We start from the raw sequence: 21,030 nt of genomic DNA, 5'->3' as shown, positions 1-21,030 counted from the left end.
ACGGATGCAGCAAGCGCATTTTCGGTTTTGGCCCAAGGGGCTGCCGACGCACATCAGCCAGCCTCGGTCCAGCCTGTATTTCAACCTGGAGGCCGCGGCCACGCGCTATCCCGACAAACCCGCCATCGTGTTCTATGACACGGTGCTGGACTACGCGCGTTTGAAGCGCGAGGTCGACGCCATGGCCGGCTATTTGCAGCACGGCGCGGGCGTCAAGCCGGGCGACCGGGTGCTGTTGCTGAGCCAGAACTGTCCGCAATTCATCATTGCCTACTACGCGGTGCTGCGCGCCGACGCGGTGGTGGTGCCGGTGAACGCGATGAGCACGGAAGACGAGCTGGCGCATTACCTGCAAGACAGCGGCGCACAGGTGGCCTTTGCCGCACAGGAACTGGCGCCACGGCTGGCAAGCTTTGTCGAGGACGGGCGTCTGGACCGCATCATCGTCCACACCTATTCCGACTATCTGGGCGTGGGGGATGGCGAAGACGGGGTGGTGCCGCCCGACTGGGTCGCGGCGCCGCGCCACAATGCCGATGCATTAGGCGGCGTCCGTGGTGCTTTGACAGGGCCGGTTCCGGGGTCTGCGTTCGCGTCCGCGTCTGTGCCCGGGTCTGTTCATGGGTCTGTGCCCGGGTCTGTTCCTTGGTATGGCGCGCTGGCCGTCAACGCCTCGCCCGCGCCGCACAAAAGCCGCGCCCAGGACCTGTGCCTCTTGCCGTACACGTCCGGCACCACCGGCCGCCCCAAGGGCTGCCGCCACACCCACGGCACGCTGGGCGCGGCGGTGACGGGGTCGCAGCTTTGGCGCGGCCTGACGTCGGAAGCCGTCATCATGGGCGTGGCGCCGCTGTTCCATCTGCTGGGCATGCAGAACTGCATGAACCTGCCGATCCTGTTGGGCGCCACGGTTGTGCTGTTGCCGCGCTGGGACCGCAAGGTGGCCGCGCAACTGATGGCGCGGCACCGCGTCAGCGTCTGGGCCGCGCCGCCCGCGATGGTTGTCGATTTCTTCGCGCAGCCGGAGATTGAATCGTTCGACCTGTCGCGCCTTGCCCTGTTGTGCGGCGGCGGCGCGCCCATGCCCGAGGCGGTGGCGGCGATGCTGGCCGACCGCTACGGCATCATCTTCAACGAAGCCTACGGCTTGACCGAGACCGCCTCGTTCCTGCATTGCAACCCCATGCACCGCAACAAGCGCCAGTGCATCGGCGTGCCAACCTTTGGCGTCGATACGCGGGTGGTCGACCCCGCCACGTTGCAAGCGTTGCCACCCGGCGAAGTGGGTGAACTGGTGACGCGCGGCGCGCAAGTCATGCAGGGCTATTGGAACAATCCGGCCGCCGATGACGACGCATTCTTCATGCTCGACGGCGAACGGTACTTTCGCACTGGCGACCTGGGGCGCATGGATGAAGACGGCTATTTCTTCATCACTGATCGGCTCAAGCGCATGATCAACGCATCGGGCTACAAGGTCTGGCCGGCGGAAGTGGAAAACGCCTTGTACGAACATCCCGCCGTGCACGAGGCCTGCGTGGTGGGCGTGCCCGACGACTGCCGGGGCGAAACGGTGAAGGCCTTGCTGGTGCTGCGGCCCGAAGCGCGCGACAGTGCCCGCGAAGACGAGGTGATTGCCTGGGCCCGCGCGCGCATGGCGGCCTACAAGGCGCCGCGCATCGTTGAGTTCGTGGATGCGCTGCCCAAGTCCAGCACCGGGAAAATACTGTGGCGCCAGTTGCAGGAGGCGCAACGCGCGGTCGCTTGACGGGGCGACCGCGCGTCGGGTCAGCGGGCGGGCTTGCCAGGCAGGTCAGGGGGTGGGTTGGCGGGGCGGGTGTGTGGCCAGGCGCCGCAATTCGTTCAGCAGTTTCGCGGCCGGCAGGGGCAACAAGCCATGGCTGCGTCGGAACGCCGTCAGCGTGCGCGTATCGCAGGCGCCGGGAATGGGCAGGCGGTCGAGCAAGCCGGCGCGCTGCTCGGCGTAATACATGGGTTCGGGCATCCATCCCAAAAAATCCGAGTGCGCGATCAGGTTTTTCAACACAGTGATGGACCGCGTTTCCACCGTGACTTCCGGCGTGGGCAGCCGATGCCGGGTGAACAACGCTTTCATGTGTTCAAACGGCCCGGTGCCGCGCGGCATGATGGCCCACTTGTGCGTCAACGTGTCGGCCAGGTTGAGCGCACGGCGCGCGCGCAGCGGGTGCGTGGTAGCTGCCACCACGTAGCTGGTGTCTTCCCAACAGCAGTCCGGCACCGAGATGATTTCGTCGGTGTCGTGGGTATGGGCACCCAGCGCCAGGTCGATCTCGCGCGACAGCAAGGCGCTGGCCAGCCGATCCCAAACCCCTTCCACCACTTCCACCTGAAGCATCGGCCACCGCTGACAGGTGCGGGTCAGGGCGGTCGGCAGGATCTGACAGGCGATGCTGCCCACGGCGCCCACGCGGATCGTGCCCTTGGCCAAGCCGAGTAGCGCGCGGATTTCCTCTTTGGCGCCTTCGGCATCGCGCAGCAACGAGGTGGCGTGCGGCAGCAGCGCCAGGCCAACGTCGGTCAGTTGCATGCCTTTGGAATGCCGTTCGAACAAGGGCGCGCCAACGTGAACTTCAAGCCGGCGGACGATGCGGCTTAGCGCGGACTGCGTGACGTGCATGGCGTCGGCCGCGCGGCCAAGGCTGCCAGCCGCAACGACCGCGTTGAATGCCGCCAATTGGTGAAGATCGAATGGCATGCCAAAGCGTAATGACTTTGTCTCGATATTTCAATTCTCAAGTCTGCCAGGGGGGGCGACACTCTGCCGTCCTCGTTGACCGCGCGGAGGGCCCGCCATCACGCATGCCATAGCGCACGCCATAGCGCACGCCGGCTGGTCGCGACGTCACCGAAACTTCCCAGCAACTCCGCTGCATTTTCACTGCGCTTCACCGCAAGGACCTTAGCAATGACCGGATCCACCTTTGGTTTACTGGACCCGCTGGACGCCGCTGATGGCTTGGCCGCCGCGTCGCTGCCGGCAACAGCGCTGACCGTCCGCGACGCCGTTTACGACCTGATGCGCCGCGTCGGCATGACGTCGGTTTTCGCCAACCCCGGCTCTACCGAACTGCCCATGTTTCGCGGCTTTCCGGATGATTTCCGCTACGTGCTCGGCCTGCAGGAAGCCAGCGTGGTGGGCATGGCGGACGGCTATGCGCAGGCCACACGCAACGCCTCGTTGGTCAACCTGCATTCCGCTGCGGGCGTGGGCAACGCCATGGGTAACCTCTTCACGGCCTACAAGAACCGCACGCCCATGGTGGTGGTGGCCGGTCAGCAGGCGCGTGGCATTTTGCCCTTCGATCCCTTCCTGTCATCAAGCAACGCGGCCGATCTGCCCCGGCCTTACGTCAAATGGAGCACCGAGCCGGCACGCGCCCAAGACGTGCCCCTGGCCATCGCGCGCGCCTATTACGTGGCGATGATGCCGCCACGCGGTCCGGTGCTGGTCTCGGTGCCGGTTGATGACTGGGATGCGCCTTCGCCGCCGCTTGCACGGCGCTGTGTCAGCACCGCGCTACGCCCGCAACCCGAAGCCATCGGACGCATCGGCGCGTTGCTTGATGCCAGCCGGCGGCCCGTATTGGTGGTGGGTGCCGCGGTGGACCGCGATGGCGCCTGGAATGAAATTGTTGCGCTTGCAGAATCGCACAGCGCGCGGGTCTGGGCCGCGCCTATGTCAGGGCGCTGCAGCTTTCCGGAACGCCATCGCCTGTTCGCCGGTTTCCTGCCCGCCGCGCGCGAAGGCATCGTCAGCCGGCTGGCGGGGCATGACCTGATCCTGGTCGTGGGGGCCCCGGCGTTCACGTATCACGTTGACGGGTCCGGGCCGCACGTGCCGGACGGCGCCGAGCTCTGCCTGTTGACCGATGATCCGGACACCGCCGCCTGGGCGCCCGCCGGCCTGGCGGCGGTAGGCAGCATCAGGCTTTGCCTGCAAGACCTGTTGACGCGGCCGGCGCCGTGCATGCGGCCCTTGCCGGCGCGGCGCGAGATCCGCGCCCCGGTCGAGGCATCGTCGCCAATGTCGGTGGCATTCGTGCTGCAGACCCTGGCCAGCTTGCGCGACCCCGCCGACATCGTTGTCGAAGAAGCGCCCAGCGCGCGGCCGGTCATGCAGGATTATCTGCCGCATGTGCGCAGCGAAACCTTCTACACCATGGACAGCGGTGGGCTGGGCTATGGCATGCCGGCGGCCGTGGGCGTGGCGCTGGGCAAGCCCGGTCGGCGCGTCATCGGCCTGATCGGCGACGGCTCCAGCCTGTATTCGATCCAGGCGCTATGGAGCGCCAGCCAGCACAAACTGCCCATCACCTTCGTCATCTTGAACAACCGTCGCTACGCCGCGCTGCAGGACTTCGCGCCGGCGTTCGGCTTCGGTCCACACGACAAGGTCATGGGCACCGATCTGCCCGGCATCGACTTCGTGGCGCTGGCCACGGGGCTGGGTTGCCCCGGCGTGCGTATATCCGACCCTGCACGCCTGGGCGCGGTGCTGGTCGAGGCCTTGACCAGCGGCGGGCCCAATCTGGTCGAAGTGCGGGTGGCCTGAGCGCGCGGCGTGACGCATTCCAAAGGAGACAACATCATGCAGTCATCTCCCATGCAGGTAGCCCTATTGATCAACGGAGAGCCGCTGGGCGCGCGCAACGGGGCCACGTTCGAACGGCGCAACCCGCTGGATGGACGCGTTGCGTCGGTGGCGCCTGCCGCCAGCGTGCAGGATGCCGTGGCGGCGGTGGATGCGGCGGCGGCGGCCTTCAGTGCATGGGCGGCTACCGGCCCGCAAGCACGCCGAGCTTTGCTCATCCAGGCGTCGCGCGCGCTGCAGGCCAAGGCCCCGGCGTTCGTCGACACCATGGCGGCTGAAACGGGCGCGTCGGCCGCTTGGGCGCAATCCAACGTGCGGCAGGCCGCCGACATGCTGTTTGAGGCTGCCGCCCTGGCCACGCAGATCAACGGCGAGTTCACGCCTTCCGAGATGCCGGGCAACGGGGCGAACGCCCTGCGGCAGCCCGCTGGCGTGGTGCTGGGCATTGCGCCCTGGAACGCCGCGGTGGTGCTGGCCGTGCGCGCCATCGCCACGCCGCTGGCTTGCGGCAACACGGTGGTGCTCAAGGGCAGCGGAATGTGCCCGGCCACGCATGGACTCGTCGTCCGCATCCTGCAAGAGGCCGGCTTCCCTCGGGGTGTTGTCAACTTCATCACGAATGCGCCCGCCGACGCGGCCGCCGTCGTCGAAGCCATGGTGGCGCATCGGGCCGTGCGGCGGGTCAGCTTCACGGGGTCCACGCAAGTGGGCAGGCGTGTGGCCGCCGCCTGCGCCAATCACTTGAAGCCGATCGTGCTCGGGCTGAGCGGCAAGGCGCCGTTCGTGGTGCTGGATGACGCTGACCTGGACGCCGCCACGCGCGCGGCGGTGTTTGGCGCCTACGCCAATGCCGGTCAACGCTGCACGGCCACAGAACGCATCATCGTGGACCAATCCGTGGCGGACGCCTTCGTGGCCTTGCTGGCCGAGCGCACGGCGGCGCTGCCGGTGGGCGATGCCGATCAAGGGCCAGCCCTGCTGGGGCCGGTTGCCGACATGCGCATCGTGGAACGTTGCAACGCCTTGATTGACGACGCGCTGGCGCAAGGCGGCCGTCTGCTCACCGGTGGCAAGGCCGACGGCGTGTGGATGCCCGCGACGTTGATCGACCACGTCACGCCCAGCATGCGGCTTTATCGCGAAGAGGCCTTCGGGCCGGTCAAGGGCATTGTGCGCGTGAGCGGCGTGGAAGAGGCCGTGGCCTGCGCCAACGACAACGAATACGGATTGGCCGCGGCGGTGTTTGGCCGCGACGTCGGGCGGGCCATGGCGGTGGCGGGCCGCATCGAATCCGGCATCTGCCATGTCAACGGCCCTACTGTTGACGACAACGCGCAGATGCCGTTTGGCGGCGTCAAGGACAGCGGCATTGGCCGCTTCGAGGGCCAGGCGGGTATCGACGCCTTTACCGACCTGCGCTGGATCACGGTGTAAGCCAGCGCGCGCGATTACCCGTTCTGATGGGACGGCGCCGGGGGCTTTCAATCCAAGAAGAGGCTGCGCATGCGCACTCAGGTAGCAATCATCGGGGCAGGTCCGGCTGGGCTGATGTTGTCGCACTTGCTGTATTTGCAGGGCATTGAATCCGTGGTGCTGGAACGCCGCAGCCGCGACGCCATCTGCGCCACCATCCGCGCGGGGGTACTAGAGCAGGGCACGGTGGACCTGATGTCGGACGCCGGCCTGGGCGATCGTATGCGTCGCGAAGGCTTCCGGCACGAAGGGACGGTGCTGCGTGTGGGCGGCGTGGACCGGCGCATCGACTTTGTTGAACTGACGGGCGGCCGCGCCGTGATGGTCTATGCGCAGCACGAAGTCATCAAGGACCTGGTTGACGCGCGGCTGGCCACAGGCGGCGACCTGCGTTTTGAGGTGGCCGACGTAACCCTGCACGACCTGGCATCGTCGCGGCCCGCCGTGCGCTATCGCAGCTGTGGCGCCCACAGTGGCACCGACAGCAGGAGCGGAAGCGGCGGCAGCAGCAGCGACAGCCGCAGCGGAAACGGCGACCACGGCAGCGAACGCCAAACCGTGCAAGCGGACTTCATAGTTGGCTGCGACGGCTCGCACGGTGTCAGCCGCGCCGCCATCGCCCCGCAGGCGCTGCAAACGTTTGAACACCGTTATCCCTACGGGTGGCTGGGCATGCTGTGCAAGGCTCCGCCGTCCTCCAGCGAACTGATCTACGCTTTGGGCGACGATGGTTTTGCATTGGTCAGCACACGCTCGCTCCAGGTGCAGCGCATGTATCTGCAATGCGACCCCCGCGATCAACCCGAAGACTGGTCCGATGACCGCATCTGGTCCACCTTGCGCGCCCGGCTGGCGACCCGCGATGGATGGCAGCCAAATGAGGGCGCCATCTTCGAGAAGACCGTGGTCGGCATGCGCAGCAGCGTTACCGAACCGATGCGGCACGGCCGGCTGTTCCTGGCGGGCGACGCGGCGCACGTGGTGCCGCCCACCGGCGCCAAGGGCTTGAACCTGGCGATGTCCGATGTGCGGCTGCTGTCGCGCGCCTTGGGTCGGTTCTATCGGCAACACCGCGAAGATCTACTCGATGCCTATAGCGCCACGGCCTTGGGCCGAGTCTGGCGGGCGCAGCGGTTTTCATGGTGGATGACGTCGTTGCTGCACCGCGCACCGGGCGCTGATGCCTTTGAACGCAAGCTGCAGGACGCCGAACTTGATTACCTGACCCGTTCGCGCGCGGCAAGTACCGCGCTGGCGGAGAACTATGTGGGGCTGCCCGCCGGGCCGCTCTGGGATTGAAGCGCACAAGATAACGGAGATAAATGACATGACCTGGATTTCCCCGAAGAAGACGGCACCTGCATCGCCACCCGGATCGCCACCCACATCGGCGCCCACGGCGACGCCCTTGCGTGGCAGCGCCGACGTGGGCGCCTTGCTGGATGATGGCCCTTTCACGAGCATGCAGAAATGGGTGGTGATGCTGGCCGCCTTGTCGATCGTCATGGATGGCTTTGATGGCCAACTGATCGGCTTTGCCATTCCGATGATGATCCAGGAATGGGGCATCACGCGCGAAGCGTTCGCGCCCGCGGTGGCGTCCGGCCTGATCGGAATGGGCATCGGCAGCGCTTCTGCCGGCCTCTTCGCCGACCGCTACGGGCGCCGCATGGCGGTGATTGTCAGCGTCTTCGTGTTCGGCACCGCCACGTGCGCGATCGGGCTGGCCCCGGACGCGCTGACGGTGGCCGCGCTGCGTTTCATCGCCGGCCTGGGCATCGGCGGCGCGCTGCCCAGCTCCACCACCATGACCGCTGAATTCACCCCGGCGCGTCGACGCACGCTGGCGGTGACCGCCACCATCGTATGCGTGCCACTCGGGGGCATGTTGGCGGGGTTCTTCTCGGGCCACGTATTGCCGCTGTATGGCTGGCGCGCGTCGTTCTTCATCGGCGGCGCCTTGGCCATCCTGCTGGGGTTTGCGCTGATGGCCGCGCTGCCCGAATCACCGCGTTTCCTGGCGCGCCGGCCCGAGCGCTGGAACGAACTGAGCAAGCTGCTGGGCCGCATGGGGCGCCCCATGCCGGAAGGCGTGCGCTATACGGACGCGGTGGAGCAAGCCATTGAAAAGCAGACGTCAAAACAGCAGGGCGGTGTGCGGGCCTTGTTCGCCAGCACCTATCGCTTCGACACCATAGCCATCTGGGTAGCGTTCTTCATGTGCCTGACGGCGGTGTACAGCGCATTCAGTTGGCTACCCACCATGCTCAGCTCGGAAGGCTTGCCGCTGTCGGTGGCGGGGTCGGGTCTGACCGCCTACAACCTGGGTGGCGTGATCGGCGCCTTGGTGTGCGCGGTGGCCATGACGCGCTGGGGCTCGCGCGTGCCGCTTGCCATCTGCTGCGTGGGCGCGCTGGGCAGTGCCTTCCTGATGCTGTTGGTGGATGTGCGGCAGAGTTCATCCCTGCTGGTGTTCGGGTTTGGCGTGCATGGGCTGTTCGTCAACGCCGTGCAGTCCACCATGTATGCGCTGTGCGCCTATGTGTATTCCACGGGCGTGCGCGCCACCGGCACCGCGGGCGCGTTGGCCTTCGGCCGCCTGGGCGCCATCCTCAGCGCGTTCGTGGGCGCCACGGTCATCACGCTATGGGGCGCGCAAGGCTACCTGACGATGTTGGGCACGGTCATGGTGTTTGCCTTGATTGCCTTGCTGTCGGTACGCCGTCACTTTCCCGGCCAGCGCATGGCCGCACCGGTGGGCGGCGTTGCCGCGGCGGGAGCCTCACGATGAAGATCGCCATGCTGGGCGCGGGCGCCATGGGGTGCCTGTTCGGGGGCCTGCTGAGCGAAAGCGGCCAGGACGTCACCTTGCTGGACGTCAACGACGCGCACCTGGACGCCATACGCGCCCAGGGCCTGCGGCTGGAAACCGATGGCGGAGATCGGCGGGTTCATGGCCTGACGGTGCTGCGGCCGGAACACTACCGCGACGTGCCTGATCTGCTCATCCTCTTCACCAAAAGCCTGCACACGGAAGTCGCGCTGCGCAGCGTGGCGGCGCTGTTGGGCGCGGCGCCGGCTGACGCTCCGCTGCGGGTGCTGACCTTGCAGAATGGGTTGGGCAACCTGGAGGCCGCCTCGCGCCACGTGGATCCGGCGCGCTTGCTGGTCGGCATGACGACGTGGCCGGCCGATTTGGCTGGCCTGGGGCATGTCAGGTCGCACGGCGCGGGCAAGGTCCGCCTGCTGCCGGCAAGCGGTGAAGCGGATGCCCAGGCGCGGCGCATTGCCGGCGCCCTGGACGCGGCGGGCTTGCAATGCGAGGTCGACCCCAATGTCTGGGCGGCAATCTGGGAAAAGGTGGCGTTCAACGCGGCGTTGAACAGCTTGTGCGCGGTTACCGGTTGCGCGGTGGGGCAGTTGGACCACGTCAGCGACGGCCCGGCGCTGGCGCGGGCGGTGGTGGCGGAAGTGATTGCCGTGGCGCACGCAGTGGGCGTCGATGCGGACGAGTCGGCCTGCCAGTCCAGCGTGGCGTACGCCATCGCCCATCATCGCGCGCACCAGCCGTCGATGTTGCAGGACGTCCTGGCCAAACGTCCCACCGAGATCGAAGCGATCAATGGCGAAGTGGTCATGCGCGCGCGGCAGGCCGGTGTGCCGGTGCCGAACACCGCCATGTTGCTGGGCCTGGTGCGCCTGATTCAGGCGCGTCAGTTGGATTCCCGCTGAAAAGGACACAAGCATGGAAAATTCCCCGGACGCCGTCACGGCGTTGTCCCCCCGTGATTGGCAAAGCCATCCGCCGTACCGCTGCGACGGCTACCAATCGACTGCCGGGCGTAGCCCCCTGCTGCCTTTGGTGCCGCTGGCGGCAGCGCTGGGCGAAATGCGTCAACCCGTGTACGGCCACGATTGTGTCGGCAAGCGGGACCACGACCTGACGCGCAACGCGCGCCGCAACGGGGAACCCATCGGCGAGCGCATGGTGCTGGCCGGTCGCGTGCTGGATGACCAAGGCCGGCCCGTGCCGCACACGCTGGTTGAGATCTGGCAGGCCAACGCAGCGGGCCGCTATGTGCACAAGGCGGATCGGCACAATGCGCCGCTGGACCCCAACTTTCTGGGGGCTGGCCGATGCCTGACGGACGCCGAAGGGCGTTACCGATTCGTGACCATCAAGCCCGGCGCCTATCCCTGGGGCAATCATCCAAACGCATGGCGGCCCGCGCATATTCATCTGTCGCTGTTCGGCCGCCACTTCGCCAGCCGCCTGGTTACCCAGATGTACTTTCCGGGCGATCCGCTGCTGGCCTATGACCCCATCTACCTGGGCACTCCCGCCGAGGCGCGCAGCCGGCTGGTGTCGGACTTCAGCCTGGACCTGACGCAAGCGGGCATTGCACTGGGGTACCGGTTCGACATCGTGCTGCGCGGGGCGGCCCAGACGCCCCGGGAACACCGCTAAAAGGACCGGCGACATGATGATGCAGGGGCAGCAAGACAACTTTGGGCAGACGCCCTCGCAAACGGTGGGGCCGTACTTCGCGTATGGCCTGACGGCGGCGCAATACGGCTACGACTTCAACCAGTTGTTTGACACGGTGCTGGCGGGCGACGACGCGCGCGGTGAGCGCATCCGCTTGCAGGGCCGTGTGCTGGATGGCGAGGGCGTACCGATCCCGGATGCGCTGGTCGAAATATCGCAGGTGGACGGCCAGGGCCGCTGTCCGCGCAATGTATACGAGGCATCCGCCTTGGGCTTTCTAGGGTTTGGACGCTGCGGCACCGGTACGGAACCCGGCAGCCGCTATACGTTCGATACGGTCAAGCCGGGGCCGCAAGCCGAAGGCGAAGCGCCGCACATCGACATGATCCTCAGCATGCGCGGGCTATTGCTGCACGCATTCACGCGTGTCTACTTCGACGATGAGAGCGACGCGAATGCGCGCGATGCGGTGTTGAATTCCGTGCCTGCGGCAAGGCGTCACTCGCTGGTGGCGCGCCGGGATGTGCGCGGTGGCAACGTGATCTACCGCTTTGACGTCCACATGCAGGGGCCGTACGAAACCGTGTTTTTTGATTTGTAGTGGCGGTATACGTGCGCCGGGCGCCGCGTGCTGGCACGGGGCGCCCGGAATTTCAGGCCGTGGTGTCGCCCGCCGCTTCGGGCTGGTAAAGAATTTCTTCAATGCTGGCGGAGTGTTCGGTCTGGTTCGGCGCGGTCCAGGTGATGCGCTGGCCCGTGCGGGAACCGATCAGGCTCAAGCCCAGCGGCGACATGACCGACACCTGGCCCTGGGCCAGGTTGGCATCGGCCGGGTAGCACAGCGTGACAAGCATTTCATCGCCCTTGTCGGTCAGCAAGCGCACGCGCGAACGCATCGTGATGATGTCCGGCGTGACTTCCTCGATGGTGATGATGGGCGCCGAATCCAGCAGTTCTTGCGCCGCGTCGACTGCATCGCGTGGCAAGGTGGCGGCGGTGGCGGGGCGGGTGATCATGCCCAGCAGGCGGGCGTGGTCCAGGGCGGTAAGCAGTTTGTCTTGCGGCACGGCGTTCATGTCGGTTCTTCTTGGACGAAAGGCCTCGCTAGGCGTAGGCCTTTCGGGCTGCGCGGGACGAGGCAATGGAGGAGATGACAGCGCTTTGGGAAGAGAATATTCAAGCGGTGCCGCGACGAAGCGTACGGTGCGAATCGTGTCGGGGATGTGCCACCTTGGTGGCGGATGACCGTCTGTGAAGACGGTTCCGGAACCCGAAGCGTGCCCTATGGGGCTGATTCAAGCGTCGAAGCGTGCAGGTTTTGCGCGTTTGGCGCCCAATCTGCTGTCGGCAATAGGCGAGTATATAGGCCAAAGCCGGGTCGTAGTGTCGGAATATTCCGAAAAAGGGGCGAACTTGCTTCGCCCCTTGTTTTCCGTCGCTTGTTCTTCGCTCAACTATCAGCTTTTGATAAACGCCAGCAGGTCCGGATTGATGACATCGCCGTGTGTCGTCAGCATGCCGTGCGGAAAGCCCTCGTACACCTTCAGCGTGCCGTTCTTCAGTAGTTTGATTGCCAGGCGCGAGGCATCGTCAATGGGCACGATCTGGTCGTCGTCGCCGTGCATCAGCAGCGTGGGCACGGTGATGGCCTTCAGGTCTTCGGTTTGATCGGTTTCCGAAAAAGCCTTGATGCCCTGGTAGTGCGCCAGGGCGCCGCCCGCCATGCCTTGGCGCCACCAGTTGTCGATCACGCCTTGCGACACCTTCGCGCCCGAGCGGTTGAAGCCATAGAAGGGGCCGGCGGCCACGTCCACGTAGAACTGCGCGCGGTTGGCGGCCAGCGCTTCGCGGAAACCGTCGAACACTTCGATGGGCAGGCCGCCCGGGTTGCTTTCGGTCTTGACCATCAGCGGCGGCACGGCGCTGACCAGCACGGCCTTGGCGACACGGCCCTGCGGTTGGCCGAATTTGGCCACGTAGCGCGCCACTTCGCCGCCACCGGTGGAGTGGCCGATGTGGACGGCGTTGCGCAGGTCCAGATGCTCGGCCACGGCCGATGCGTCGGCGGCGTAGTGGTCCATGTCGTGGCCTTCGCTGACCTGGCTCGAGCGGCCATGACCACGGCGGTCGTGCGCAATGACGCGAAAGCCCTTGTTGACGAAGTACAGCATCTGGGCGTCCCAGTCGTCGCTGGACAGGGGCCAGCCGTGGTGGAACATCAGGGGCTGGGCCGATTTAGGACCCCAGTCCTTGAAGAAAATCTGCACGCCGTCAGGGGTGGTGATGGTGCTCATGAGTGTCGACTCCGGGTAGGTGCCACAGGTGGGGCGGCGCCGGAACGGGCGCGGACACGGGCAAGCCCCGGTGCCGCCAAACCTTGAGCGTAGCGCCGCCGGGGCACCCGCGCTTGTACGTTATCAAGCAACTTTGAACGAAATCATCTTGGGGCCGGATGGGAGCGGATGAGGCCGAATGGGGGCAGTGTCATTCAGACGTATCCGTCCCTTGGCGCAACGCGTATCCCCCGTATTGCCTCACTGATCAGGTTAGGGCCGAGCGTCGGCGGCGTGGTGTTATGCGTCGAATTCGGACTGGAGCATGGCAATCAACCTGTCCTGGTTGAACGGCTTTTCGCAACGGGGCAGCTTGCGGTAGCCCGGTTCCAAGGCCTCCACGCCGAAGCCTGTCACCAACACCATGTGTATCCCTTGCGCGGACAGCTGGTCGATCAAGGGGTAAGACAGCGCGCCATGCAGGTTTATGTCCACCACCGCGCAATTGAATTCCCCCGCGTGCGCGCTGGCGAAGTGCGTCGCTTCATTCAGCCAGCCGATTACCCCGACGATCGTGGCGCCGGCCTCGCGCATCGCTTCGGCCAGTGTTTCGGCAATGACGTATTCGTCTTCGACGATCAGCAAGCGGCACGCGGAAAGGGGAAGGGCATCAACCATGATGATCGGCTGCATCCGATGCCGAATTGGCCCGAGGGGATGGGCGCAGCGGCACTTCGATGCGGCAACGAAGGCCGTCCGGCTGGAAGTCCATGGTGGTGCGTGCTTGCAGCGTGAAACCCAAGGCCTGTTCGATCAATTCGCGTCCGTAGCCCTTGCGTTGCGCGTCAGGGGGCGTGGGCAGGCCGGATTCCAGCCAGTCGATCACCAGCGTTTTCTCGCCGTCCTGCGTCTGCGTGCGCCAGTGCACCGCAAGTTCGCCACCCGCGTGTTTCAAGGCGCCGTGCTTGACGGCGTTGGTGCCCAGTTCGTGCAACGCCAAGGCAAGCGACTGGCTGCATTCCGCGCTGATGAAGGTGGGCTCGCCCTGCACCGAGACATGCTGCCCGTGTCCCACCGCGTCTAGTTCGCGGCGCACGATTTCCGCGAAATCGATGGCCTCGGGCGAACCGTCGCTTAGCAAGCCTTGTACGCGGCTAAGCGCCGACAGCCGGCTGTTCAGGCGATCAAACGGTTCGCCACGGCCCAGCGTGCGAAACGCAATGCTCTGCACCAGCGCCAGCAAATTGCGGGTGCGATGCTGCAGTTCGGCGATCAGGATGCGGTGCCGCTTTTCAGCCTGCGTGATCTGCGTGATGTCGATGAAGGTGACCACGACGCCATCCACGCGGTTGTTGGAATCGCGGTAGGGCGCCAGGCGCAGCAGATACTGCTTGGCGTCGTCGCTGCCGTCGATACGGCGCTCAATAATGGTCTGCGCGCGGAATACCTCTTGGATGTCTTGCGCGAACGAGGGTAGCGGCACCCGGCTAGCCAGGTCGGTGATAGGGCGGCCGCGATCGCTGGGCAAAATCCGGAAGACTTCGCAGACGGGTGGCGTGAAGCTGCGGATGACCAGGTTGTCGTCCAGGAACAGCGTCGCGAACGCGGTGCTTTCAAACAGGTTGTGCAGGTCGCTGTTGCTGCGGTCAAGCTCATCCACCTTGCCTTGCAGTTCCGCATTCACGGTGTGCAGCTCTTCGTTGAGCGACACCAGCTCTTCCTTGGATGCTTCCAGTTCTTCGTTGGACGACTGCAACTCTTCGTTGACCGACACCAACTCTTCATTGGACGACTTCAATTCCTCGAGCGCGGTTTCGTACTCTTCGATGGTCGATTGCAGCCGGTCCCGCGTTTCGCGCAGTTCGCTTTCGATCTGCTCGGCCATGCCCGTGTGCTTGGCATGCAGATAGGTATTCGCTTCTTCACGGCTGACCGGCGGGCCATCATCGGCGAACAGCACCAGGAACAGGGGCTCGCCCTCGCGGTTGTCGAGCAGCGGGTCGACCGTCAGGCGCAGCAGTTGGACGCGCCCGTCGTCGCCCTCTATCGCTACGTTGCGGCGCGTGGCGGACACACCGCTGGCCATGGCGTCGCTGAGCAACGCACGCAAGTCCAGGCGCAGGTCTTTGCGGGCCAGCGCCAGAATCTGCCGCGTGGGCACGCCCGCCGCCGCTTCCAGATATTTGCCGGTGCGCCCGGAGTAATACACCACGTCGCCGTCCTTGTTGACGAGCACGTGCGGCGGCGCATGCTGCCCCAGCACTTGCGAATCGATGGATTGGCGCAGCCCGACTGAACTTGGCGGCACACGGCGTTGCAGCAGATCCTGGGCGTTGGGGATGCCGGTGGAGGGCAAACTGAAATGGGGGCGAGGGCGAACGCCGATGTCGCTGCGGCGCTGGAAGATGCGGTGCTTTTTATCGACGGAGCCGAACATGTCGGAAAACTGCGTCGTGTTTTCGGACATGCCCAGGAACAGATAGCCGCCGCTGCGCAGCGCATAGTGGAACGTCGGGATGACCTGCTTTTGAATGTTGCCACCGAAATAGATCAGCAGGTTGCGGCAGGACACCAGGTCTATGCGGGAAAAGGGCGGATCGCGCAGCACGTTGTGCGGCGAAAAGATGCAGAGTTCCCGCACCTGCTTGCTGACGATATAGCTTTCGCCGTCGGCAATGAAGAAGCGGTCGCGCCGTTCGGGTGTCACGCTATCGAGCAATGCCGCCGGATAGCGCGCGGCCCGCGCGACGCTCAGCGCGCGTTCGTCGATATCGGTGGCGAACAACTGCACGCGCGGCGGCAGGTCCATCTTGTCCATCTGCTCGCGCAGCAGAATCGCCAGCGAATAGACCTCTTCGCCGGTGGCGCAGCCGGGCACCCACACTCTGACGGTATCCGCCACGCCGCGGCCTTCAAGCAACTGCGGGATGACCTGCTGCGAAAGCGCCTCGAAGGCATCGGGATCGCGAAAGAAGTCGGTCACGCTGATCAGCAGATCGCGGAACAGGGCGCCCGCTTCCTGCGGCGTCCGGCGCAGGAATTCAAGATAGTCATCCAGCGTATTGGTCTGGTTCACCTTCATGCGGCGATGCACGCGGCGCATGAAGGTCTTGCTTTTGTAGCCGCTGAAATCGTGGCCGGTCCGGGTCAGCAGCAGTTCGTAGATCTCTGCCTTGACGGCTTCCATTTCAGGGGGCAATGCGCTGCCATCTTCTTCCGCGATTATGGTGCCGAAAGGGATGTCGAAATCGGTGTCCAACTGGGCAAGGCGGGCGCCCATGTCGGCGGCGGGCAGGGCAAAGTCGATAATGCCCGCGCTGATGGCGCTGCCAGGCATTTCGGTATAGGCAGGCCCCTTGCCGTTGGACGCTTGGGCCATGGTGATGCCGCCGTATTCCTTGATGGCTTTCAGTCCCAACGTGCCGTCGGAGTCACTGCCGGACAGGACGATGCCCACCGCCCGCTGGCCATGGTCTTTCGCCAGCGAGGTAAAGAACTGGTCTATCGGCCGACGGCCCTTGCGGTGGCCGGAAGAGGGAGTCACTTTGATCCGCCCTTCACTAAGCGAAATATCCGTGTCTTCGCCCTGCACATAGACCTGGTTGATCTCGATGGGCATGTCGTCTTGCATGGTGAGCACCGGCAGGGACGTGTGCCGCGCGATGACCTCCGGCATATGGCTTTTACGCCCCGGCCCCAGGTGGGTCACCACGATAAAGGCCATGCCGGGAGATTGCGGAATACCTGCGAAAAAATCCTCCAGCGCTTCAACGCCTCCGGCCGAGGCGCCGATACCTACGAAAAACGCAGTGCTGGGAAGAGTCATGGTAGTTGGAATGTGAGAAACCGAAATGATATTCGACGACCTTAGCATGGCGAATTGCGGGGTGTCCGCATCGGGAAAATTTACACGTTTGTGCGGTGCGAAGCGGTGAAAGGCACTGGCCTCTACCGCTCTGCAACGTCCTGTTTTGGGAATGCTGCTTGCTGGGTGATGGACGTACACACCGGGGTTCATACCGGGGTTCACACTGAGGTTCACAACGTTCCAGGGAGCATTTCAATGAAGCCCAAAGACACGACTAAACCCAACCCCTCGTCCGACGACACGCCGCGCGAGGCGCAGGCCAGTCACCGCGACACGCAGAACCGCACCAAGAAAGAAGGCCACGTCACGCAGATCGGCTCCGGCCAGGACCAGCAAAGCCAACGCAATCGTGGCCCGGGGGCTCGCGGCAAATCCTGATGCCGCGCGCAGCGCCGCGCAACAAGCAACGTAGGGCTTGGGAGAACAACATGAGACATCGTCGGCAGGTATTGCCTGGCGCCGTGGCGCCGTTGCTGGCCCTGACCTTGGCGGCCGGCCTGGCCTGGAGCGGCGCGGGGTTCGCGCAATCGGCCGGCGGCCCCGCCGGCCCGGCCGGGCAGGGCGGCCCGCCGCCTTCCGGCACACCCGCGCCCCAGGGGTCGACGCCCGATAGCGGGGCGCCCGCCCCGTCACGGGGCGACCCGTCCGGGCCTCCGCCCACCTTTCCGCAAGCCGCGCCAGGCGAAAAGCCCTCGCAGCCGGTGCAGGGCCAGGGCACCGTCAAGGGCTCTTCCGCCAACCCGGCGCCGGACGGCCGCATTCCGGGCGGCAAGGCTGGCTCGGGCGGGCACAAGACCAATGAATTTGGTCGGTAGCGGCGCGTAGGGGCAGGGGCCAGCGCCTTGGGCCCGGGTTCGTCCCGACGCTGCCGGCCACCGCTTTGTTGGCGCTACGCCAATAATTGCGACGCCAGCCACAGGGTCAGCAGCAGGGCGCTGGCCACTGTCCAGAACACGACCGCCAACAGTAGCCCGAGCGACAGTCGGGTTGAGGGTGAAGCGCCCGTTATCGGCAGGTGCGCGGCTTGGGAAGCGGGGGGAGTGATGGGGGAATCCATGGCTGATCCTGTATCCGAAGACGTGTGTTGACGGAACCCGCCCACGCCATGCGGGTGATAGCGACACCAAGCGGCGCAAGCCGCCGTGCCTTACAGCAAGTGCCGTGCCTGACTACCCATGCGGTCGCGCCTGCACTCCGACCCAGACCGGAAAGAAGGTGATGCCATTGCAAAATCTGATGCAGCGGCAGGATGGCGGCGGTACTCGCGGGCGCGGTGTTCATGTCGACTTCGGATGCGAGGGCTTGGGCACCACCGTCGGCGCCTGCGCGTCGGGATCGACGATCGAGACCGTCTCGTTCGGATACTGCGCCTTGGCGGCTTGCACTGCCGCTTCGCAGGAGGGATACGCGCGGGCGTCCTGTTGCACGCCCAGCATCGCAATCCCGCGAAAGCTCCACATGCCGTCGGCGCGCTGAAAGGCTTCGATGATCATTTTTGGGTTCCTTGGTCGATGGCGCGGGTCGCCGCATGCGCGAGGGGTTGCATAGGTTCGCCGCGCGGGCCCGGCAAGAAAATCGCAAGCAAGCAATTCGTGTTCCCGCTCGGTCATTCCCCAAGGGGGCGCCTTGCGGCGGGCACGTCGCTTGCTACTGCGACAGCACGACATCCGACCTGAGCTGTCTTTCACTACAAGAGCCTAACCATGCTTCCCATACGCAAAGCGGTATTCCCCGTCGCCGGCCTGGGCACACGCTTTCTTCCCGCCACGAAGGCCATGCCGAAAGAGATGCTGCCTATCGTCGACCGGCCCTTGATTCAATACGCCGTCGAAGAAGCCGTGGCGGCGGGCATTACGGAACTGATCTTTATCACCGGCCGCAACAAGCGCGCCATCGAAGACCATTTCGATCGCATGCCGGAGCTGGAGCGTGATCTGGAATCGAAGAACAAGGGGGCGCTGCTGGACAGCGTGCGCAACGTCATCCCCGACTCGGTGAAGTGCGTGTATACCCGCCAGCCCGCCGCATTGGGGTTGGGGCATGCGGTCTTGTGCGCGGCCGCCATTGTTGGCAACGAGCCGTTTGCCGTGCTGCTGGCCGACGACATGATCGATGCGGATACGCCAGTGATCGGCGAGATGATGAAGGTGGCGCGTGAATTCGATGGCAGCGTCCTGGCCGTGCAGCAAGTGCCGCGCAGCCAGACCAATCAGTACGGCATCGTGTCCGGCAAGCAGGCTTCGCAAGGGGTGATTCGTGTATCCGGCATGGTTGAAAAGCCGGACCCGGACGTGGCACCGAGCGACCTGGCCGTCGTGGGACGCTACATTCTTGAGCCCCAGATTTTTGACGCCTTGGAATCCACCCAGCCTGGCGTGGGCGGCGAAATACAGCTGACCGACGGCATCGCCGCCTTGCTGGAAGGCAGAAAGGTGTTCGGCTACGAATACCAGGGAGTGCGCTATGACTGCGGCAGCAAAGAAGGTTTTTACCGCGCCACGATGGAAATCGGGCGCAAGTATCACGGCATGAAATAGTCTGGGTTCGCCGGCGCCCGTTCACCGGGATCCGACGGGACCCGTCCGGCGGCGGGTCCGATTGCTTGGGGCGCTACTCGCCGCCGCAACCGTCCGGCCCGTCCGGGGCCGCGGGTGGCTGGCGCTTATGCGCGGTGGCGTGATATTGGTCCAGCACGGTTTGCATGGCGTCTTCGCGAACCGGGCGCCCCTCAAGAAAGTCGTCAATCTCGTCGTAGCTGACGCCTAGCGCCACCTCGTCGGGCAGGCCGGGGCGCATGGATTCCAGGTCGGCGGTGGGCGCCTTGGTGATCAGCTTGGCGGGCACGCCCAGCACCACGCCAAGCGCACGCACCCGCCGCTTGGTCAAGCCGCGCAGTGGCAGCAGATCGGCCGCGCCGTCACCATGCTTGGTAAAAAATCCCATCAGGGCTTCAGCCGCCTGGTCCGTGCCGATGACCAGGCAGTCCATTGCTCCCGCAATCGCGTACTGCGTCACCATGCGCTGGCGCGCCTTGATGTTGCCGGCCACGAAGTCCTCTGCCGCCTTGTCGCGAAACACCAGGCCCGCGGCCGCCAGCGAATCGCGCTGGGCGTCCACTGCGGGTTTGATGTCGACCTGCATCACATGGTCCGCGCGGATGAAGTCCAGCGCGCGGCTGGCGTCTTCTTCGTCGTGTTGTTGCCCATAGGGCAGGCGCACCGCCACGAAAAATGCGCGGCGTCCTTTCAGGCGCAGGCGCTCGGTGGCCAGTTGCGCCATTCTTCCCGCCACCGTGGAATCCACGCCGCCGCTGATGCCCAGCACATAGCCGGATTTACCTGTTGCCGATAAATAGTTTTCCAGGAATGCGATCCGGCTTTCAAGCTCAAGCCCCGAATTGAAGGCCTCTTGAACGCCAAGGTCACACGCTATGGCCGCTTGCTGATCCTGCGTGTTGGTCTTCTGAGCCATGATCAGATCTCCCTCCACTGTTCCGAAGGAGGCGAACCAGCGTTCGCCCCGCACTTGAGGGAGTGCGTAGCAATTTCCGGACCTGAAGGGGCAGATCGACCTTTGGCAAGCCACTACCGCAAGGGCAGCGGCTTGACGCTATGCCTTCAATGCAGGGCCTGTGCGTCGTCGCGCGTGATGGTGGGAGGGCTGGAGCGGCCCAGCCAGCTTTCCACTTCGGCCTTCCAGCCCGCCTCCCAAGCCGCCACTTTTGCGCTCCATTGCGCGATGGGCTCGCCCGTATGACCAGGCATTTCATGGGCCCGCAAATAAGGGCAATCGAACAGGCTCCATCCGTTCCGGGCGGCCTGAGCACCCTGATCATGGATGTCGTTTTTCATTGAGGATTCCCCGGTTGATGTGAGTAAAAAGTATGAGCGCAGCGGGGGCTGGCTGCAATAGTGTGTCAATACTAGAGGGGATAGCGTGGCGGAACCCCCTGGCGTTCGGCTTGGGCACGGCACGTGCTGTAGGCCCGGCATCAGGCCCCCTTGGGGAGCGCCATCTGGCTGCGCTAGCGGCCCATTCCTTTTGAAGGTGAGCCGTATGCAAGTCACCAGCGAATGGCTGTTGCGATGGCAGACCGCGGGCGGCGGGTATAACCAGAAGCAGTTGGCGTTGCTGGGCGTGTCCTGGCCGCCCAAGTCCGACTGGCAAAAAGAGGTCTTGTCGCGCGACATACCGGACGATGTTGCACGCGCCTTTCAGGTGCTGGCGGGTCACCGGCAGGCGGACTGAGGACTGTGGCGGAATGAAAGCAGCGGGGCGTAGCAGGCAACAGGTG

21 protein-coding genes are annotated in these 21,030 nt (G+C 65.1%); 12 read left to right on the top strand and 9 right to left on the bottom strand.

The features are described from left to right. Positions 1 to 4: 4 nt before the first annotated feature. Positions 5 to 1,768, top strand: a complete 1,764-nt coding sequence (locus P8T11_RS11820; RefSeq protein WP_268081765.1) for an AMP-binding protein — start codon at positions 5 to 7, stop codon at positions 1,766 to 1,768. Positions 1,769 to 1,813: 45 nt separating this feature from the next. Here the strand turns inward: P8T11_RS11820 and P8T11_RS11815 are convergent, their stop codons facing one another. Continuing rightward, a complete protein-coding gene (locus P8T11_RS11815) occupies positions 1,814 to 2,737 on the bottom strand; it encodes a LysR family transcriptional regulator (protein WP_268081766.1) in 924 nt (307 codons plus the stop codon). Positions 2,738 to 2,947: 210 nt separating this feature from the next. On the opposite strand from P8T11_RS11815, the gene mdlC reads away from it, so the two are divergent. The 7 genes from mdlC to pcaG all read left to right on the top strand — a co-directional run bounded on the left by mdlC (position 2,948) and on the right by pcaG (position 11,196). Then, positions 2,948 to 4,594 (top strand): benzoylformate decarboxylase, encoded by a 1,647-nt coding sequence (gene mdlC, locus P8T11_RS11810; protein ID WP_268081767.1) that lies wholly within the window; start codon positions 2,948 to 2,950, stop codon positions 4,592 to 4,594. Positions 4,595 to 4,630: 36 nt separating this feature from the next. Then, the gene (locus P8T11_RS11805; RefSeq protein WP_418910307.1) at positions 4,631 to 6,067 is read left to right on the top strand and encodes an aldehyde dehydrogenase family protein; all 1,437 of its coding nucleotides are present in this window, start codon (positions 4,631 to 4,633) and stop codon (positions 6,065 to 6,067) included. 69 nt (positions 6,068 to 6,136) lie between these two features. Then, a complete protein-coding gene (locus P8T11_RS11800) occupies positions 6,137 to 7,405 on the top strand; it encodes a 4-hydroxybenzoate 3-monooxygenase (protein ID WP_268081768.1) in 1,269 nt (422 codons plus the stop codon). 28 nt (positions 7,406 to 7,433) lie between these two features. After that, positions 7,434 to 8,897 (top strand): MFS transporter, encoded by a 1,464-nt coding sequence (locus P8T11_RS11795; protein WP_418910308.1) that lies wholly within the window; start codon positions 7,434 to 7,436, stop codon positions 8,895 to 8,897. After that, on the top strand, positions 8,894 to 9,838 hold the full coding sequence (locus P8T11_RS11790) for a ketopantoate reductase family protein (protein ID WP_268081769.1): 945 nt from the start codon (positions 8,894 to 8,896) through the stop codon (positions 9,836 to 9,838). Before P8T11_RS11795 ends, P8T11_RS11790 begins: the two co-directional genes overlap by 4 nt. Before the next feature lie 13 nt (positions 9,839 to 9,851). Next, entirely contained in the window at positions 9,852 to 10,574 is a 723-nt protein-coding gene (gene pcaH / locus P8T11_RS11785; protein WP_268081770.1) for a protocatechuate 3,4-dioxygenase subunit beta, read from the top strand. A 13-nt stretch (positions 10,575 to 10,587) separates the two neighbouring features. Then, entirely contained in the window at positions 10,588 to 11,196 is a 609-nt protein-coding gene (gene pcaG / locus P8T11_RS11780; protein WP_268081771.1) for a protocatechuate 3,4-dioxygenase subunit alpha, read from the top strand. A gap of 52 nt (positions 11,197 to 11,248) precedes the next feature. Here pcaG and P8T11_RS11775 read toward each other — a convergent pair whose 3' ends face one another. From P8T11_RS11775 to P8T11_RS11760, 4 genes are all read right to left on the bottom strand, one after another. After that, the gene (locus P8T11_RS11775) at positions 11,249 to 11,671 is read right to left on the bottom strand and encodes a GreA/GreB family elongation factor (protein WP_268081772.1); all 423 of its coding nucleotides are present in this window, start codon (positions 11,669 to 11,671) and stop codon (positions 11,249 to 11,251) included. 381 nt (positions 11,672 to 12,052) lie between these two features. Next, entirely contained in the window at positions 12,053 to 12,889 is an 837-nt protein-coding gene (locus tag P8T11_RS11770) for an alpha/beta fold hydrolase (RefSeq protein ID WP_268081773.1), read from the bottom strand. Positions 12,890 to 13,168: 279 nt separating this feature from the next. Next, positions 13,169 to 13,546, bottom strand: a complete 378-nt coding sequence (locus P8T11_RS11765; protein ID WP_268081774.1) for a response regulator — start codon at positions 13,544 to 13,546, stop codon at positions 13,169 to 13,171. Beyond that, positions 13,539 to 16,694 carry a CheR family methyltransferase gene (locus P8T11_RS11760; protein ID WP_268081775.1) on the bottom strand — a complete coding sequence of 1,052 codons (3,156 nt, stop codon included), beginning with the start codon at positions 16,692 to 16,694 and terminating at the stop codon, positions 13,539 to 13,541. Before P8T11_RS11760 ends, P8T11_RS11765 begins: the two co-directional genes overlap by 8 nt. 237 nt (positions 16,695 to 16,931) lie before the next feature. Between P8T11_RS11760 and P8T11_RS11755 the strand changes: the two genes are divergently transcribed. Both P8T11_RS11755 and P8T11_RS11750 read left to right on the top strand, forming a co-directional pair. After that, a complete protein-coding gene (locus tag P8T11_RS11755; RefSeq protein ID WP_268081776.1) occupies positions 16,932 to 17,114 on the top strand; it encodes a hypothetical protein in 183 nt (60 codons plus the stop codon). 50 nt (positions 17,115 to 17,164) lie between these two features. Continuing rightward, positions 17,165 to 17,551, top strand: a complete 387-nt coding sequence (locus P8T11_RS11750; protein WP_268081777.1) for a hypothetical protein — start codon at positions 17,165 to 17,167, stop codon at positions 17,549 to 17,551. A gap of 74 nt (positions 17,552 to 17,625) precedes the next feature. Here P8T11_RS11750 and P8T11_RS11745 read toward each other — a convergent pair whose 3' ends face one another. Continuing rightward, on the bottom strand, positions 17,626 to 17,793 hold the full coding sequence (locus P8T11_RS11745; RefSeq protein ID WP_268081778.1) for a hypothetical protein: 168 nt from the start codon (positions 17,791 to 17,793) through the stop codon (positions 17,626 to 17,628). Positions 17,794 to 18,013: 220 nt separating this feature from the next. Next, the gene (locus P8T11_RS11740) at positions 18,014 to 18,229 is read right to left on the bottom strand and encodes a hypothetical protein (RefSeq protein ID WP_268081779.1); all 216 of its coding nucleotides are present in this window, start codon (positions 18,227 to 18,229) and stop codon (positions 18,014 to 18,016) included. A 210-nt stretch (positions 18,230 to 18,439) separates the two neighbouring features. Between P8T11_RS11740 and galU the strand changes: the two genes are divergently transcribed. Next, positions 18,440 to 19,273, top strand: a complete 834-nt coding sequence (gene galU, locus P8T11_RS11735; protein WP_268081780.1) for a UTP--glucose-1-phosphate uridylyltransferase GalU — start codon at positions 18,440 to 18,442, stop codon at positions 19,271 to 19,273. Positions 19,274 to 19,346: 73 nt separating this feature from the next. On the opposite strand, the gene nadE is transcribed toward galU, so the two are convergent. Further along, positions 19,347 to 20,207 carry an ammonia-dependent NAD(+) synthetase gene (gene nadE, locus P8T11_RS11730; RefSeq protein WP_268081781.1) on the bottom strand — a complete coding sequence of 287 codons (861 nt, stop codon included), beginning with the start codon at positions 20,205 to 20,207 and terminating at the stop codon, positions 19,347 to 19,349. A 146-nt stretch (positions 20,208 to 20,353) separates the two neighbouring features. Beyond that, positions 20,354 to 20,587 carry a CrpP-related protein gene (locus tag P8T11_RS11725; RefSeq protein WP_268081782.1) on the bottom strand — a complete coding sequence of 78 codons (234 nt, stop codon included), beginning with the start codon at positions 20,585 to 20,587 and terminating at the stop codon, positions 20,354 to 20,356. A 205-nt stretch (positions 20,588 to 20,792) separates the two neighbouring features. On the opposite strand from P8T11_RS11725, the gene P8T11_RS11720 reads away from it, so the two are divergent. Further along, positions 20,793 to 20,984: a hypothetical protein gene (locus tag P8T11_RS11720; RefSeq protein ID WP_268081783.1), complete on the top strand. Its 192-nt coding sequence runs from the start codon at positions 20,793 to 20,795 to the stop codon at positions 20,982 to 20,984. Positions 20,985 to 21,030: the final 46 nt, after the last annotated feature.

Origin of the sequence: Achromobacter spanius (assembly GCF_029637605.1) — a bacterium.
GTDB classification, from domain to species: Bacteria; Pseudomonadota; Gammaproteobacteria; order Burkholderiales; family Burkholderiaceae_B; genus Achromobacter; species Achromobacter spanius_E.
This window is presented reverse-complemented; position numbering and strand designations above follow the sequence as displayed.

Coding starts and splice junctions, on each gene's coding strand:
- P8T11_RS11820 (WP_268081765.1), top strand. CDS start 5: ATGCAGCAAGCGCATTTTCGGTTTTGGCCCAAGGGGCTGCCGACGCAC.
- P8T11_RS11815 (WP_268081766.1), bottom strand. CDS start 2,737: ATGCCATTCGATCTTCACCAATTGGCGGCATTCAACGCGGTCGTTGCG.
- mdlC (WP_268081767.1), top strand. CDS start 2,948: ATGACCGGATCCACCTTTGGTTTACTGGACCCGCTGGACGCCGCTGAT.
- P8T11_RS11805 (WP_418910307.1), top strand. CDS start 4,631: ATGCAGTCATCTCCCATGCAGGTAGCCCTATTGATCAACGGAGAGCCG.
- P8T11_RS11800 (WP_268081768.1), top strand. CDS start 6,137: ATGCGCACTCAGGTAGCAATCATCGGGGCAGGTCCGGCTGGGCTGATG.
- P8T11_RS11795 (WP_418910308.1), top strand. CDS start 7,434: ATGACCTGGATTTCCCCGAAGAAGACGGCACCTGCATCGCCACCCGGA.
- P8T11_RS11790 (WP_268081769.1), top strand. CDS start 8,894: ATGAAGATCGCCATGCTGGGCGCGGGCGCCATGGGGTGCCTGTTCGGG.
- pcaH (WP_268081770.1), top strand. CDS start 9,852: ATGGAAAATTCCCCGGACGCCGTCACGGCGTTGTCCCCCCGTGATTGG.
- pcaG (WP_268081771.1), top strand. CDS start 10,588: ATGATGATGCAGGGGCAGCAAGACAACTTTGGGCAGACGCCCTCGCAA.
- P8T11_RS11775 (WP_268081772.1), bottom strand. CDS start 11,671: ATGAACGCCGTGCCGCAAGACAAACTGCTTACCGCCCTGGACCACGCC.
- P8T11_RS11770 (WP_268081773.1), bottom strand. CDS start 12,889: ATGAGCACCATCACCACCCCTGACGGCGTGCAGATTTTCTTCAAGGAC.
- P8T11_RS11765 (WP_268081774.1), bottom strand. CDS start 13,546: ATGGTTGATGCCCTTCCCCTTTCCGCGTGCCGCTTGCTGATCGTCGAA.
- P8T11_RS11760 (WP_268081775.1), bottom strand. CDS start 16,694: ATGACTCTTCCCAGCACTGCGTTTTTCGTAGGTATCGGCGCCTCGGCC.
- P8T11_RS11755 (WP_268081776.1), top strand. CDS start 16,932: ATGAAGCCCAAAGACACGACTAAACCCAACCCCTCGTCCGACGACACG.
- P8T11_RS11750 (WP_268081777.1), top strand. CDS start 17,165: ATGAGACATCGTCGGCAGGTATTGCCTGGCGCCGTGGCGCCGTTGCTG.
- P8T11_RS11745 (WP_268081778.1), bottom strand. CDS start 17,793: ATGGATTCCCCCATCACTCCCCCCGCTTCCCAAGCCGCGCACCTGCCG.
- P8T11_RS11740 (WP_268081779.1), bottom strand. CDS start 18,229: ATGATCATCGAAGCCTTTCAGCGCGCCGACGGCATGTGGAGCTTTCGC.
- galU (WP_268081780.1), top strand. CDS start 18,440: ATGCTTCCCATACGCAAAGCGGTATTCCCCGTCGCCGGCCTGGGCACA.
- nadE (WP_268081781.1), bottom strand. CDS start 20,207: ATGGCTCAGAAGACCAACACGCAGGATCAGCAAGCGGCCATAGCGTGT.
- P8T11_RS11725 (WP_268081782.1), bottom strand. CDS start 20,587: ATGAAAAACGACATCCATGATCAGGGTGCTCAGGCCGCCCGGAACGGA.
- P8T11_RS11720 (WP_268081783.1), top strand. CDS start 20,793: ATGCAAGTCACCAGCGAATGGCTGTTGCGATGGCAGACCGCGGGCGGC.